We start from the raw sequence: 12,470 nt of genomic DNA on the forward strand, positions 1-12,470 counted from the left end.
GGCCGCAAGCCATTCGTTGTCTCCGTGTCGTTGTGGGGGATGGGTTGACGAGAGGTTACGCAACTCGACCCATTCAGCAAAATGGTTTGCATCCATGCGGTGCATGGACCCTGTGAATACTTTCCGGGTAATCCCGAAGGCCGGCATGCGCTTCAACAAACTCGACCTGAACCTGCTCGTGGCGCTCGATGCACTGCTGACCGAAGCCAGCATCACGCGCGCGGCCGAGCGAGTGCACCTGTCGCAATCGGCGATGAGCAATGCGCTCGGCCGGCTGCGCGACTACTTCGAGGACGAGCTGCTGGTGCAGGTGGGCCGCCGCCTCGAACTGACGCCGCGGGCCGAGGTGCTGCGCGAAGCGGTGCGCGACGTGCTGGTGCGCATCGACACCTCGATCGCAGCGCAGCCGCAGTTCGATTGCACCAGCTCGGACCGCGAGTTCCGCCTGTCGATCTCGGACTACTCGATGGAGGTGCTGCTGCCGCGGGTTCTCGCGCTCGCCGCGGAGCAGCGCAGCACGGTGCGCTTCCGGCTGCAGCCGCAAGTGGCGCATCCGGCCCGCGCGCTGGAGCGTGGCGACGCCGACCTGCTCGTGATCCCGAAGGCCTACGTCTCGCCGGACCATGCGACCGAGCTGCTGTTCAACGACGAATTCGTCTGCGCCGTCTGGCGCGACAGCAGCCACGCGCGCCAGGGCCTGAGCTTCGAGCGCTACGCGAGCGCGGGGCATGTGGTGATGCAGCCGGTCGACACCGACAAGCCCGCGTTCGAGAGCTGGTTCGTGCAGCGTTACGGCCTGTCGCGCCGGGTCGAGGTGACGACCTACAGCTTCGCCGCGATGCCCTTCCTCGTCGTCGGCACGGAGCGCATTGCGACGGTGCATGCGATGCTGGCGCGGGCCATCGAGGCGGCGCTGCAGGTCACGCTGCTGCCGCTGCCGCTGCCGATGCCGCCCTTCGAGCAGGCGATGCAGTGGCACAAGCACCGCTCGCTCGATCCCGGCCTGATGTGGCTGCGCGGCCTGATGCACCGGGCGGCGCAGGGCCTGCAGGACCCCGCCGCCGCGGCACCCGCCGGCCGCTGAGCGGCCGAGCCTCGGCATCCGGTCCGCGGCTCGGCGCCCCGGACGCTGGCCTCAGCCCAAGCATCGCTCGACGCCGTCGCGGTCCTTCGTGAATGACCGCATCGTCACGGCTTGCCGGTCAGTTGCAAGCCGACGATTCCGGCGACGATCAATGCAAAGCAGAGCAGCGCACCCGCGAAGCGGACTCGCCGAACGCCACGTCCGATTCGCGCTTGAAATTCGATGCGTGTGTTCGGGCCGACGGTCGGCGTCTGGCTCAGCGTGACGGCCCCGGTGCCGTCGGGGCCCTCGCCCAGGATCTCCAGCTCGTGCGGCCGCACATAACTCACTTCCGCAGCGGGCTTCGAGCCGCCCGGCGCATTGCCGAGGCGGCCGTGGAACACGGTTGACGTCGCCCAGGAACTGCAGCACGAAGGGTAGTGCCGGATGGCCGTAGACCTCGTCCGGCGTGCCCTGCCGCTCCAAGCGGCCCTGGTTCATCACGACGACCCGGTCCGCGACCTCCATCGCTTCGTCCTGGTCGTGCGTGACGAAGACGCTCGTGACATGCACCTCGTCATGAAGCCGGAGCAGCCAGCGGCGCAATTCCTTTCGCACCTTCGCGTCGAGCGCGCCAAACCCTGCCCCTGGACCTGCCGCGCATCGAGGTGCCGGACTGGCCCGTTCCGATAGATTCTATTTGGAGCGTCCAGCGAAAGACCACGGGCGCCGCGTTATCAGCAGGAAGTCGTGCGAACCGCTGAGCACACATCGACGCCGTGCCAGCGGTGATGGACGCTAGGAACGACACTCCCCCGCGCTCGATGGTCTGCAGCGTGCCGCGGACTTGACAGAGTTCCTCGACCGCTCCTGTCGCGCGCTTCGCGCCTGGCCGCATCGCTTCGGACCGCGAGCGGCGCCGATCGGCGCTCGGCGGCGAGCGAGGAGAACCACGCTTGCTCGCCGGTCGTCGAGGTCGCCAAAGACAAACGGCGCCCCGAGGGCGCCGTTTGCATTGTTACTTCAGCGAAAGTGTCGACGACTCAAGCGCAACAACTCTCGACACTTTCCAGGTCATCGTCGCGATTCTTGTTAAGAATCAACGACTTAGCATGTAACGCTGGCGTCCCCTAGGGGATTCGAACCCCTGTTACAACCGTGAAAGGGTCGTGTCCTAGGCCTCTAGACGAAGGGGACTGGATCCTTCACACCCGAACAGCGCCACCGTGAATCTTGGTGGAGGTAAGCGGGATCGAACCGCTGACCTCTTGCATGCCATGCAAGCGCTCTCCCAGCTGAGCTATACCCCCGAAGGTATCGCGTAAAGCGCTGTTCAAGCGAGTCCGCGACTATAGCACAGGGCTATGCAGCCGCAACCGGATGCGTGCAAAGCCGATCACGCGGCGAGCCGCGTGAGCACCATGTCGCGGTCGAAAAGTGCCAGTACGGCGTCGATCGACGGCGTCTGCATGCGACCGCATACCAGCACCCGCACGGGAATGGCCAACTGCGGCATCTTGAGCTTGTGCTCGCCGAGGGTGTCCTTGATCGCCTGGCTGATCGCCGCCTTGTCCCACGCGATGCCGGCCAGCCGTTCGCGCAGGGTCGCCAGCGCCGGGCGCACCGCCTCGCCCGCATGGGTTGCCACGTCGTCCGCGGAAGGCGTCACCGGCGCTTCGTACATCGCGAGCCAATCCGCCAGCTCGACCGTCGTGCTGCAACGGTCCTTGAACAGCGCGCAGCGCGCGGCCAGGCGCTCGTCGGCAGCGACCGTGATGCCGCGGCGGGCGAACTGCGCCGCCACCAGCATCGCGAGCCGCGCATCGTCGGCCTGCTTCAGGTACTGCGCATTGACCCAGGCCAGCTTGGCCGGGTCCCATTGCGCCGGGCTCTTCGCCAGGTGCGTGCCGTCGAACCAGGCCACCATCTGCTCGCGCGTGAAGAGCTCGTCGTCGCCGTGGCTCCAGCCCAGCCGCGCGAGGTAGTTCAGCATCGCCTCGGGCAGGTAGCCGCTGTCCTCGTAGGCCGTGACGCTGACGGCGCCCCGGCGCTTCGAGAGCTTCAACCCATCGTCACCGAGGATGATCGGGCAGTGGCCGAAGCGCGGCAGCGGAGCGCCCAGCGCCGCGAAGATATTGATCTGCCACGGCGTGTTGTTGATGTGCTCGTCGCCGCGGAAGACATGCGTGATCGCCATGTCCCAGTCATCGACCACGACGGCGAAGTTGTAGGTCGGAATGCCCAGCGCACCCTCGGGCGAGCCGTCGGCGGGCGGCCGCAGGATGATCAGGTCGTCGATCTCCTCGTTGGCGATGCTGATCGGGCCCTTGACCAGGTCGTCCCAGGTCACCGTGCCGCCGATCGGATTGGCCAGGCGCACCACCGGCTTCACATCGGCCGGCACCGGCGGCAGCCGCTTGCCCGGCGCCGGGCGCCAGGTGCCGTCGTAGCGCCGCTTCTCGCCGCGCGCCTCCTGGCCGGCCTTCATCGCGTCGAGCTCTTGCGGCGTGCAGTAGCAGCGATACGCAGTGCCGGCGGCGATCATCTGCTCGATCACCGCGTGGTAGCGCTCCAGGCGCTGCATCTGGTAGATCGGGCCTTCGTCGTAATCGAGCCCGAGCCAGCGCATCGATTGCAGGATCTGCTCGACCGAATCCTGCGTCGAGCGCGCGACATCGGTGTCTTCGATGCGCAGCACGAACTCGCCGCCGAAGTGGCGCGCGAAGGCCCACGAATACAGCGCCGTGCGCGCCGTGCCCAGGTGCAAAAAACCCGTCGGCGACGGGGCGATGCGGGTGCGGATCTTGTTCGGAGTGGTCATGTCGGATTCAGATCGTGGCCAGACCACGAAGCCCACGGTGAAGGTCGGCCTTCAGGTCTTCGAGATCATCGAGGCCGACGGCGACGCGGATCATGCCCTGCGTGATGCCGGCGGCCAGGCGCTGTTCTTCGCTCAGGCGGCCGTGCGAGGTGCTGGCCGGGTGCGTGATCGTCGTCTTGGTGTCGCCCAGGTTCGCGGTGATCGAGCAGATCTGCGTGTGGTCGATCACCGCGAAGGCATTGACGCGGCCTGCTGCAGCGCCTTCGCCGCGCACGATGAACGAGACCACCGCGCCGCCCGAGCCGCCTTGCTGCCGCATCGCCAGCGCGTGCTGCGGATGCGACGGCAGGCCCGGGTAGTAGACGCGCTCGACTTGCGGCTGGGCCTCGAGCCACTGCGCCAGCTGCAGCGCCCGCGCGCTCTGCTCGCGCATGCGGATCGACAAGGTTTCCAGGCCCTTCAGCACGACCCAGGCATTGAACGGCGACAGGCTCATGCCGGCCGAGCGCATCACCGGCACGAACTTCTGCTCGATCTGGTCCGCCGGCCCGCAGATCGCGCCGGCGATCACGCGGCCCTGGCCGTCGAGGTACTTGGTGCCCGAGTGGATGATGTAGTCGGCGCCGTACTCGGCCGGCCGCTGCAGCGCCGGCGAGCAGAAGCAGTTGTCGACCGCCAGCACCGCACCCGCGCCATGCGCGATCTCGGCCAGCGCCGCGATGTCGCAGACCTCGGTCAGCGGATTGCTCGGCGTCTCGGCGAACAGCAGCTTCGTGTTCGGCTGCAACGCCGCCTGCCATTCGCCGACCTCGGTCTGCGACACGAACGTCGTCTGCACGCCGAACTTGCCGAACTCACCCTGCAGCAGCTTGATCGTCGAGCCGAACACGCTGCGCGAACAGATCACGTGGTCGCCGGCCTTCAGCAGACCCATCACCAGCAGCATGATCGCGGCCATGCCGCTGGCCGTCGCGATGCACCCGGTCGTGCCTTCGAGCGCCGCGAGCCGGCGCTCCATCATCGTCACGGTCGGGTTCGAGAAGCGGCTGTAGACGAAGGCCTCCTCCTCGTTCGCGAAGCGCGCCGCCGCGGTCGCGGCATCCGGATGCACGAAGCTGCTCGTCAGGAACAGTGCCTCGGAGTTCTCGCCCCAGGCCGACGGCGGCAGGCCTTCGCGCACGGCCAGCGTGTCGAGCCGGGCATCGGCCGGCAGCGCGACACGCGCAATGCCCTTGGTTCGGTCGCTCATTGCTCGACCCGGCTCTGCAAGGTCAGCCGCGTGCGCTCGTCGCCGTCTTCGTCGTCCTTGCGCGCCGCGGTGCGCTGGTTCTCGATCGCCTCGAAGTCGGCGATGCTGACGTCGCCGGTGATGTAGGTGCCGTCGAAGCACGAGGCCTCGAAGCCGGCGATCGCCGGGTTCAATTGCCTGACGACGCGCTTCATCGCATCGACGTCCTGGTAGATCAGCGCGTCGGCGCCGATGTAGGCGCGGATCTCCTCGACGCTGCGTCCATGCGCGATCAGTTCCTCGCGCGTCGGCATGTCGATGCCGTAGACATTGGGATAACGCACCGGCGGAGCGGCCGAGGCCATGAAGACCTTGCGCGCGCCGGCCTCGCGGGCCATCTGCACGATCTCCTTGCTGGTCGTGCCGCGCACGATCGAGTCGTCGACCAGCAGCACGTTGCGGCCCCTGAACTCCTGGACGATGGCGTTGAGCTTCTGTCGCACGCTCTTCTTGCGCACGCCCTGCCCCGGCATGATGAAGGTGCGGCCGACGTAGCGGTTCTTGACGAAGCCCTCGCGGTAGGGCTTGCCGATCTTCTGCGCCAGCTGCATCGCCGAGGGCCGGCTCGATTCGGGGATCGGGATCACGACGTCGATCTCGGTCGGCGGCATCGTCGAGATCACGCGCTGCGCCAGCGTCTCGCCGAGGTTCAGCCGCGCCTGGTAGACCGAGATGCCGTCGATCACCGAGTCGGGCCGCGCCAGGTAGACGAACTCGAACATGCACGGGTTCAGCGCCGGCTTGTCGGCGCACTGCTCGGCATGGATGCGGCCGTCCAGGTCGATGAACACCGCCTCGCCGGGCGCGACGTCGCGCAGCACCTGGTGGCCGGTGCCTTCGAGCGCCACCGTCTCGCTGGCGACCATCACCTCGCGGCCCTCGGGCGTGTCGGCCTCGCCGATCACCAGCGGCCGGATGCCGTAGGGGTCGCGGAAGGCCAGCAGCCCATAACCCGCGATCAGAGCGACCACGGCGTACGAGCCGCGGATGCGCTTGTGCACCTCACGCACGGCGCGGAACACCAGCTGCGGCGTCAGCGGCACGTCGCGGCCGGCGCGCTCGATCTCGTGCGCCAGCACGTTGATCAGCACCTCGGTGTCGCTGCCGGTGTTGATGTGGCGGCGATCGATGTCGAACAGCTCCTGCTTCAGCGCATGCGCGTTGGTCAGGTTGCCGTTGTGCACCAGCACGATGCCGTAGGGCGCGTTGACGTAGAAGGGCTGCGCTTCTTCCTCGTTGAACGCGTTGCCGGCGGTCGGGTAGCGCACCTGGCCGAGGCCGACGCTGCCCGGCAGCGAGCGCATGTTGCGGGTGCGGAAGACATCCTTGACCATGCCGCGCGCCTTGTGCATGAAGCACTGCGTGCCGAGCATCGTGACGATGCCGGCGGCGTCCTGGCCGCGGTGCTGCAACAGCAGCAGCGCGTCGTAGATCAGCTGGTTGACGGGCGCCTTCGAGATGACGCCGACGATGCCGCACATGGTGGATGAGTCCTTGGAAAAACAAAACTTCTCAGGCCGGCAGGTGACGCACGATCTCGGCCGGCAGCACGGGCTTCAGGCCCTTCAGCAGGCTGCCGAGCCAGGCCGCGCCCTTGGAATCGGTCCACGCCGCGGAGCGCGCCGCCGGCGTGAACGTCACCAGCGTCGCGACGACCAGCAGCAGCACGACGCCGCGCAGCAGCCCGAAGGCGCCGCCGAGCGCGCGGTCCGGCAGCGTCAGCGGCGTGGCGTGGATCACCAGGCGCACCAGCCGCGCCAGCAGCGACCAGACGACCAGCGCCAGCACGAAAGTGATCGCGAACGCGACGCCTTGGTGCAGCGCGCTGCCGGGCGTGCCGATCGGGATGTAGGTGCCCAGCGCCGGCGAGAAGGCCTGCGCGACGATGTAGGCGACGACCCAGCCGAGCAGCGACATCAGCTCGAACACCAGCCCGCGCCACAGCCCGATCAGCACCGACAGCGTCAGCACCGCCAGCAGGCTCCAGTCGATCCAACCGAGCGTCGGCAGCGTCATGGTCAGCGCCCGCCCGGCCGCCATGGACCCCGCAGGGGTCCGCTCGCGCGGACCCGGGGCGCTGAAGCCCCCTCGGGGGGCAGCGAACGCAGTGAGCGTGGGGGCCGCATCGCTTGCCTTAGTCAGAGCGTCAGGACAGCGACCGGCAGGCCGGCCGCCTTGATGCGCGCGGCAGCCTTGTCGGCCTCCTCGCGCGTCGCGAAGGGGCCGACGCGCACGCGGGTGCGCTTGCCGCCCTCGCCGTCGACGACCTGCGTGTAGGTCTTCATGCCGAGCTTCTCGACCTTCTGCCGCGCTTCGCGCAGCTTGTCGGCATCGGTGTAGGCGCCGACCTGCACGACCAGGCGGCCCGCGCCGGCATCGGAGGCCTTCGCGGCGTTTGGCTTGCCTTCGAGCAGCGCCTGGGCACGCTGGCCGTCGTCGTTGGGCTTCGGTGCACTGGCGGCAGGGCGGGCGGGCGGCGCAGAGGCCGCGCGCGCCACCGCGGCGGAAGCGGGCTTCGATGCGGCAACGGCGACGGGCGACGAAGCAGCACGCGCGGTGACGTCGCGTCCCTGCTCGGCCGCGCGCTCGGTGATCTCGGCGGCAGTGGCCGAGGCCGCGCGCGCCGCGGCCGGTGTGGGCGCCGGGGCTTCGACCACCGCCGGCGGCATCGCCGGCACCGGCGTTGCGCGGGCCACGGCCTGCGGGCGCTGCAGCGGCGGCAGGCTCTCCTTGCGCGGGATCTCGATCGGAATGTCGACCGGTATCGGCCGCGGTTGGGTCTCGAACACCAGCGGAAAACCGATCACGCCGATGCCGAGCAGCACCGTCGCGCCGATCAGCCGCTGGCGGGCGCGGGTGCGCGCCTGTGCCACCGCATCGGGGGACGCCGCGGCCTCGCCGGCAGGTGCTTGCGCTTTGCGCTGGAAGAAGGACAACAGACCCATGCGAGGCGGGAGGCCGACGCAGTGCGCGATGAAGGGGGGGCTTCAAGCCGGTGGCAACCGGCATCAGCCAGGCCCGTCAGCCCAGGTGCCGGGCCGCCAGCCGGGGCAGGCCATCCTTCAGCACACCACCGACGGTGTAGAACGATCCGAAGACCACGATTCTATCCGCCGGGTCCGCCGCGGCCGCCGCGTTGCGCAGCGCATCGGCGGGGTTGGTGTGCTCGGTGACCGGCACATCACGGCCCGCTGGCAGGACGGCGCGCACCGCCGCGGCGAGCTCGGCGGCGCTCGCCGCGCGCGGCAGCGGCAGGTCGCTGAGATGCCAGTGGTCGATGAGAGGCGCGACGTGCTTCAGCAGCCCGGCGATGTCCTTGTCGCGCATCGCGCCGAACACCGCATGCGTGCGCGGGTAGAAGCCCATCTGGTCGAGGTTCAGTGCCAACGCGGCGACCGACTGCGGGTTGTGCGCGACGTCGAGCACCAGCGTCGGCTGGCCCGGGACGATCTGGAAGCGGCCGGGCAGCTCGACCAGCGCCAGCCCGCTGCGCACCGCCTGCGCAGTGATCGGCAAGCGCTCGCGGATCGCTTCGAACGCGGCCAGCGCGCCCGATGCGTTCAGCAGCTGGTTCGCCCCGCGCAGCGCCGGGTAGGCCAGCGCATTCCAACGCCGGCCGCGGCCACTCCAGCTCCACTGCTGCTGGTCGCCCTGGAAATTGAAGTCGCGCCCGATCTGCCACAGGTCGGCGCCGAGCGCTTGCGCCTGCGCCGCGATGCTCGCCGGCGGCTGGGGGTCGCTGATCACCACCGGGCGGCCAGGGCGCACGATGCCGGCCTTCTCGCGGCCGATCGATTCGCGGTCCGGCCCGAGAAACTCGGTGTGGTCGAGCGCAATGCTGGTGATCACCGCGCAATCGGCATCGATCGCGTTGACCGCATCGAGCCGCCCGCCCATGCCGACCTCGAGGATCACGAAGTCGAGCGCCGCCAGCGACAGCGCGCGCAGGATCACCAGCGTCGTGAATTCGAAATAGGTCAGCGTCAGCCCGAGCTCGATGCGCGCGGCTTCGACGGCCTCGAAGTGCGGCAGCAGCGATTCGGCCGAGCACATCGCGCCGTTGATGCGGCAGCGCTCCTCGAAATGCACCAGGTGCGGCTTGATGTACAGCCCGACGCGATAACCGGCCTGCAGCGCAATGCTCTCGAGCATCGCGCAGGTCGAGCCCTTGCCGTTGGTGCCGGCCACGCTGACCACCGGCACGGTGAACTGCAGGCCCAGGCGATCGCGCAGCGCGACCACCCGGTCGAGCGTCATGTCGATGGTCTTCGGATGCAGGCGCTCGCAGTGGGCGAGCCAGTCCTCGAGCGATCGGGGCAGGCTCAACGGATCAGGCCACCGCGTCGGCGCTTTGCCTTTGCATCATCGCCAGCATCTGCGCGATGCGCGGGCGCAGCTGGCGGCGATCGACGATCTGGTCGATGGCGCCCTTCTTCAGCAGGAACTCGGCGCGCTGGAAGCCTTCGGGCAGCTTCTCGCGCACGGTGTTCTCGATGACTCGCGGGCCGGCAAAGCCGACCAGCGCCTTCGGCTCGGCCAGCACGACGTCGCCGACGAAGGCGAAGCTCGCCGACACGCCGCCCATCGTCGGGTCGGTCAGCACGCTGACGTAGGGCAGCTTCGCCTTGGCCAGGCGCGTCAGCGCGGCATTGGTCTTGGCCATTTGCAGCAGGCTGAAGAGGCCCTCCTGCATGCGCGCGCCACCGGTGGCGGTGAAGCAGACGAACGGCACCTTCTGCTCGATCGCCGTCTCGACGCCGCGCACGAAGCGCTCGCCGACCACTGAGCCCATCGAGCCGCCCATGAAATCGAACTCGAAGCAGGCGGCGACCAGCGGCACGCTCATCACCGCGCCACCCAGCACCACCAACGCATCGGTTTCGCCGGTGGTTTCCAGCGCATCCTTCAGCCGCTCGGGGTACTTGCGGCTGTCCTTGAACTTCAGCGGATCGACCGGCATCACTTCCTGGCCGACCTCGTAGCGGCCTTCGGGATCGAGAAACGCGTCCAGCCGCGCCCGCGCACCGATGCGATGGTGGTGATCGCACTTCGGGCAGACATTGACGTTCTGCGCGAGGTCGGTGTTGTAGAGCACCGTCTCGCAGGCCGGGCACTTGACCCACAGGCCTTCCGGCACCGAGCGCCGCTCGGTCGGGTCGGTCTGCTGGATCTTCGGCGGCAGCAGTTTCTCGAGCCAGCTCATGCGTTTCCTTTACAGCGTGTCGAGGGCGGCGCGGATCTCGGCCATGAAGGCCTTGCCCGCTGCGGCAACCGTTTCGCGCGGCTGGTCGTTGAGGATCTGCACCAGCCGCGAGCCGATCACCACCGCATCGGCGACCCGGGCCACGGCCTGGGCGCTCTGCGCATCGCGAATCCCGAAGCCTACACCCACGGGAATCTTGACATGCCGGCGAATGCGTGGCACGGCTTCGGCCACCGCCGCGGTGTCCAGGTGGCCGGCGCCGGTCACGCCCTTGAGGGACACGTAGTAGACGTAACCCGACGCGATGCGCGCGACTTCGGCGATGCGCGCGTCGGTGGACGTCGGCGCGAGCAGGAAGATCAGGTCCAGCCCGGCCGCCTTGAGCGCGCTGGCGAAGCCCTCGCACTCTTCCGGCGGGTAGTCGACCACCAGCACGCCGTCGACACCGGCGTCGCGCGCCGCGGCGATGAAGGCGCCGGCTCCTAAGCGCTGGTCGTAGCGCTCGATCGGGTTCGCGTAGCCCATCAGCACCACCGGCGTGGTGTCATTGCGCTCGCGAAATCCCTTCACGGCCGCCAGCACCTGCGGCATGCCGATGCCCTTGGCCAGCGCCCGCTCCGAGGCCTGCTGGATCACCGGGCCGTCGGCCATCGGGTCGGAGAACGGCACGCCGAGCTCGATGATGTCCGCGCCGCCATCGGCCAGCGCGAGCATCACGTCGACGGTGGCATCCGGATACGGGTCGCCGGCAGTGACGTAAGGGATCAGCGCCTTGCGGCCGGCCTGCTGCAGCGACTGCAGCGTCGTCGTGATGCGGCTCATGGCCGGCCCCCCTTCACCGTCTGCCCGCGGCACGAGGGCCGGCAGTAGAACTGCGCACCGGACAGGTCGGCGACGGTGCCGATGTCCTTGTCGCCGCGGCCGGACAGGTTCACCAGCAGGTGCTGGTCGGGCTGCATCGTCGCCGCCAGCTGCATCGCGTAGGCGACCGCATGGCTCGATTCGAGCGCCGGGATGATGCCCTCGGTGCGGCAGAGGCGGTGGAAGGCTTCGAGCGCCTCGGCGTCGGTGATGCCGACGTACTCGGCGCGGCCGATGTCCTTCAGGAACGCGTGCTCGGGGCCGACGCCGGGATAGTCCAGGCCGGCCGAGACCGAATGCGTCTCGGTGATCTGGCCGTTGTCGTCCTGCAGCAGATAGGTGCGGTTGCCGTGCAGCACGCCCGGCGATCCGGCCGACAGGCTCGCCGCATGCTTGCCGCTCTGCAGCCCTTCGCCCGCTGCCTCGACGCCGATCAGGCGCACGTTGTCGTAGGCGATGTACGGATAGAAGATGCCCATCGCGTTGCTGCCGCCGCCAACGCAGGCGATCACCGCATCGGGCTGGCGACCGATCTGCGCCGGCATCTGGGTCAGGCATTCGTCGCCGATCACGCGCTGGAAGTCGCGCACCATCGTCGGGTACGGGTGCGGGCCGGCGACGGTGCCGATGATGTAGAAGGTGTTCTCGACGTTGGTGACCCAGTCGCGCAGCGCCTCGTTGAGCGCGTCCTTCAGCGTGCGGCTGCCGGATTCGACCGGCACGACCCGCGCGCCCAGCAGGTGCATGCGGTAGACGTTCGGCGACTGGCGCTTGACGTCCTCGCTGCCCATGTAGACGACGCACTCGATGCCGTAGCGCGCGCAGATCGTCGCCGTGGCCACGCCGTGCTGGCCGGCGCCTGTCTCGGCGATCACGCGCGGCTTGCCCATGCGCTTGGCCAGCAGCGCCTGGCCGATCGTGTTGTTGACCTTGTGCGCGCCGGTGTGGTTCAAATCCTCGCGCTTCAGGTGGATCTGCGCACCGCCGACTTCGCGTGACAGGCGCGCGGCGTGGTAGATCGGGCTCGGCCGGCCGACGAAGTGCTGCAGCTCGTGGCGAAATTCGGCCTGGAACGCCGGATCGACGCGGTACTTGTCGTACGCCGCCTTCAGCTCGTCGAGCGCATGGACCAGGGTTTCGGCGACGAAGCTGCCGCCGTACGGCCCGAAGTGCCCGGAGGCATCGGGTTGGTGGTACTCGAACATGGTGGACCTTTCGAGGTCGGCGCCGCGGC

Annotated in this window: 11 protein-coding genes, 2 tRNA genes and 1 pseudogene; 1 reads left to right on the forward strand and 13 read right to left on the reverse strand. The window is 68.8% G+C overall.

All coding sequences use genetic code 11. The features are described 5' to 3' along the window. Positions 1–145 precede the first annotated feature (145 nt). Positions 146–1,084 carry a LysR family transcriptional regulator gene (locus HLB44_RS27720; protein ID WP_173130649.1) on the forward strand — a complete coding sequence of 313 codons (939 nt, stop codon included), beginning with the start codon at positions 146–148 and terminating at the stop codon, positions 1,082–1,084. 104 nt (positions 1,085–1,188) lie between these two features. On the opposite strand, the gene HLB44_RS27725 is transcribed toward HLB44_RS27720, so the two are convergent. From HLB44_RS27725 to trpB, 13 genes and pseudogenes are all read right to left on the reverse strand, one after another. Next, a complete protein-coding gene (locus HLB44_RS27725; protein WP_173130061.1) occupies positions 1,189–1,467 on the reverse strand; it encodes a hypothetical protein in 279 nt (92 codons plus the stop codon). Next, positions 1,450–1,702: pseudogene (locus HLB44_RS27730) on the reverse strand (sulfate ABC transporter ATP-binding protein); the annotation flags it as partial. The pseudogene HLB44_RS27730 and the gene HLB44_RS27725, both read right to left, overlap by 18 nt. A 482-nt stretch (positions 1,703–2,184) precedes the next feature. Continuing rightward, positions 2,185–2,260, reverse strand: a tRNA-Glu gene (locus HLB44_RS27735). Positions 2,261–2,297: 37 nt separating this feature from the next. Further along, positions 2,298–2,373, reverse strand: a tRNA-Ala gene (locus tag HLB44_RS27740). An 86-nt stretch (positions 2,374–2,459) separates the two neighbouring features. Then, positions 2,460–3,884: a glutamate--tRNA ligase gene (gene gltX, locus HLB44_RS27745; RefSeq protein WP_173130652.1), complete on the reverse strand. Its 1,425-nt coding sequence runs from the start codon at positions 3,882–3,884 to the stop codon at positions 2,460–2,462. A 7-nt stretch (positions 3,885–3,891) separates the two neighbouring features. Beyond that, positions 3,892–5,133, reverse strand: a complete 1,242-nt coding sequence (locus HLB44_RS27750; RefSeq protein ID WP_173130655.1) for an O-succinylhomoserine sulfhydrylase — start codon at positions 5,131–5,133, stop codon at positions 3,892–3,894. Continuing rightward, positions 5,130–6,653: an amidophosphoribosyltransferase gene (purF, locus tag HLB44_RS27755; RefSeq protein WP_173130658.1), complete on the reverse strand. Its 1,524-nt coding sequence runs from the start codon at positions 6,651–6,653 to the stop codon at positions 5,130–5,132. Before purF ends, HLB44_RS27750 begins: the two co-directional genes overlap by 4 nt. A gap of 31 nt (positions 6,654–6,684) precedes the next feature. After that, complete coding sequence (locus HLB44_RS27760; RefSeq protein ID WP_246312500.1) at positions 6,685–7,188, reverse strand: CvpA family protein; 504 nt, start codon at positions 7,186–7,188, stop codon at positions 6,685–6,687. A gap of 122 nt (positions 7,189–7,310) precedes the next feature. Further along, positions 7,311–8,117 carry an SPOR domain-containing protein gene (locus tag HLB44_RS27765; RefSeq protein WP_173130661.1) on the reverse strand — a complete coding sequence of 269 codons (807 nt, stop codon included), beginning with the start codon at positions 8,115–8,117 and terminating at the stop codon, positions 7,311–7,313. A 76-nt stretch (positions 8,118–8,193) separates the two neighbouring features. Continuing rightward, the gene (folC, locus tag HLB44_RS27770; RefSeq protein WP_173130664.1) at positions 8,194–9,498 is read right to left on the reverse strand and encodes a bifunctional tetrahydrofolate synthase/dihydrofolate synthase; all 1,305 of its coding nucleotides are present in this window, start codon (positions 9,496–9,498) and stop codon (positions 8,194–8,196) included. A 4-nt stretch (positions 9,499–9,502) separates the two neighbouring features. Next, a complete protein-coding gene (gene accD, locus HLB44_RS27775; RefSeq protein ID WP_173130667.1) occupies positions 9,503–10,375 on the reverse strand; it encodes an acetyl-CoA carboxylase, carboxyltransferase subunit beta in 873 nt (290 codons plus the stop codon). Positions 10,376–10,384: 9 nt separating this feature from the next. Beyond that, positions 10,385–11,197 carry a tryptophan synthase subunit alpha gene (gene trpA, locus HLB44_RS27780; RefSeq protein WP_173130670.1) on the reverse strand — a complete coding sequence of 271 codons (813 nt, stop codon included), beginning with the start codon at positions 11,195–11,197 and terminating at the stop codon, positions 10,385–10,387. Beyond that, positions 11,194–12,441 carry a tryptophan synthase subunit beta gene (gene trpB / locus HLB44_RS27785; protein WP_173130673.1) on the reverse strand — a complete coding sequence of 416 codons (1,248 nt, stop codon included), beginning with the start codon at positions 12,439–12,441 and terminating at the stop codon, positions 11,194–11,196. Before trpB ends, trpA begins: the two co-directional genes overlap by 4 nt. Positions 12,442–12,470 lie beyond the last annotated feature (29 nt).

This window comes from Pseudaquabacterium terrae (assembly GCF_013266755.1).
In the GTDB taxonomy this organism is placed as follows: Bacteria; Pseudomonadota; Gammaproteobacteria; order Burkholderiales; family Burkholderiaceae_C; genus Pseudaquabacterium; species Pseudaquabacterium terrae.

Coding starts and splice junctions, on each gene's coding strand:
- HLB44_RS27720 (WP_173130649.1), top strand. CDS start 146: ATGCGCTTCAACAAACTCGACCTGAACCTGCTCGTGGCGCTCGATGCA.
- gltX (WP_173130652.1), bottom strand. CDS start 3,884: ATGACCACTCCGAACAAGATCCGCACCCGCATCGCCCCGTCGCCGACG.
- HLB44_RS27750 (WP_173130655.1), bottom strand. CDS start 5,133: ATGAGCGACCGAACCAAGGGCATTGCGCGTGTCGCGCTGCCGGCCGAT.
- purF (WP_173130658.1), bottom strand. CDS start 6,653: ATGTGCGGCATCGTCGGCGTCATCTCGAAGGCGCCCGTCAACCAGCTG.
- HLB44_RS27760 (WP_246312500.1), bottom strand. CDS start 7,188: ATGACGCTGCCGACGCTCGGTTGGATCGACTGGAGCCTGCTGGCGGTG.
- HLB44_RS27765 (WP_173130661.1), bottom strand. CDS start 8,117: ATGGGTCTGTTGTCCTTCTTCCAGCGCAAAGCGCAAGCACCTGCCGGC.
- accD (WP_173130667.1), bottom strand. CDS start 10,375: ATGAGCTGGCTCGAGAAACTGCTGCCGCCGAAGATCCAGCAGACCGAC.
- trpA (WP_173130670.1), bottom strand. CDS start 11,197: ATGAGCCGCATCACGACGACGCTGCAGTCGCTGCAGCAGGCCGGCCGC.
- trpB (WP_173130673.1), bottom strand. CDS start 12,441: ATGTTCGAGTACCACCAACCCGATGCCTCCGGGCACTTCGGGCCGTAC.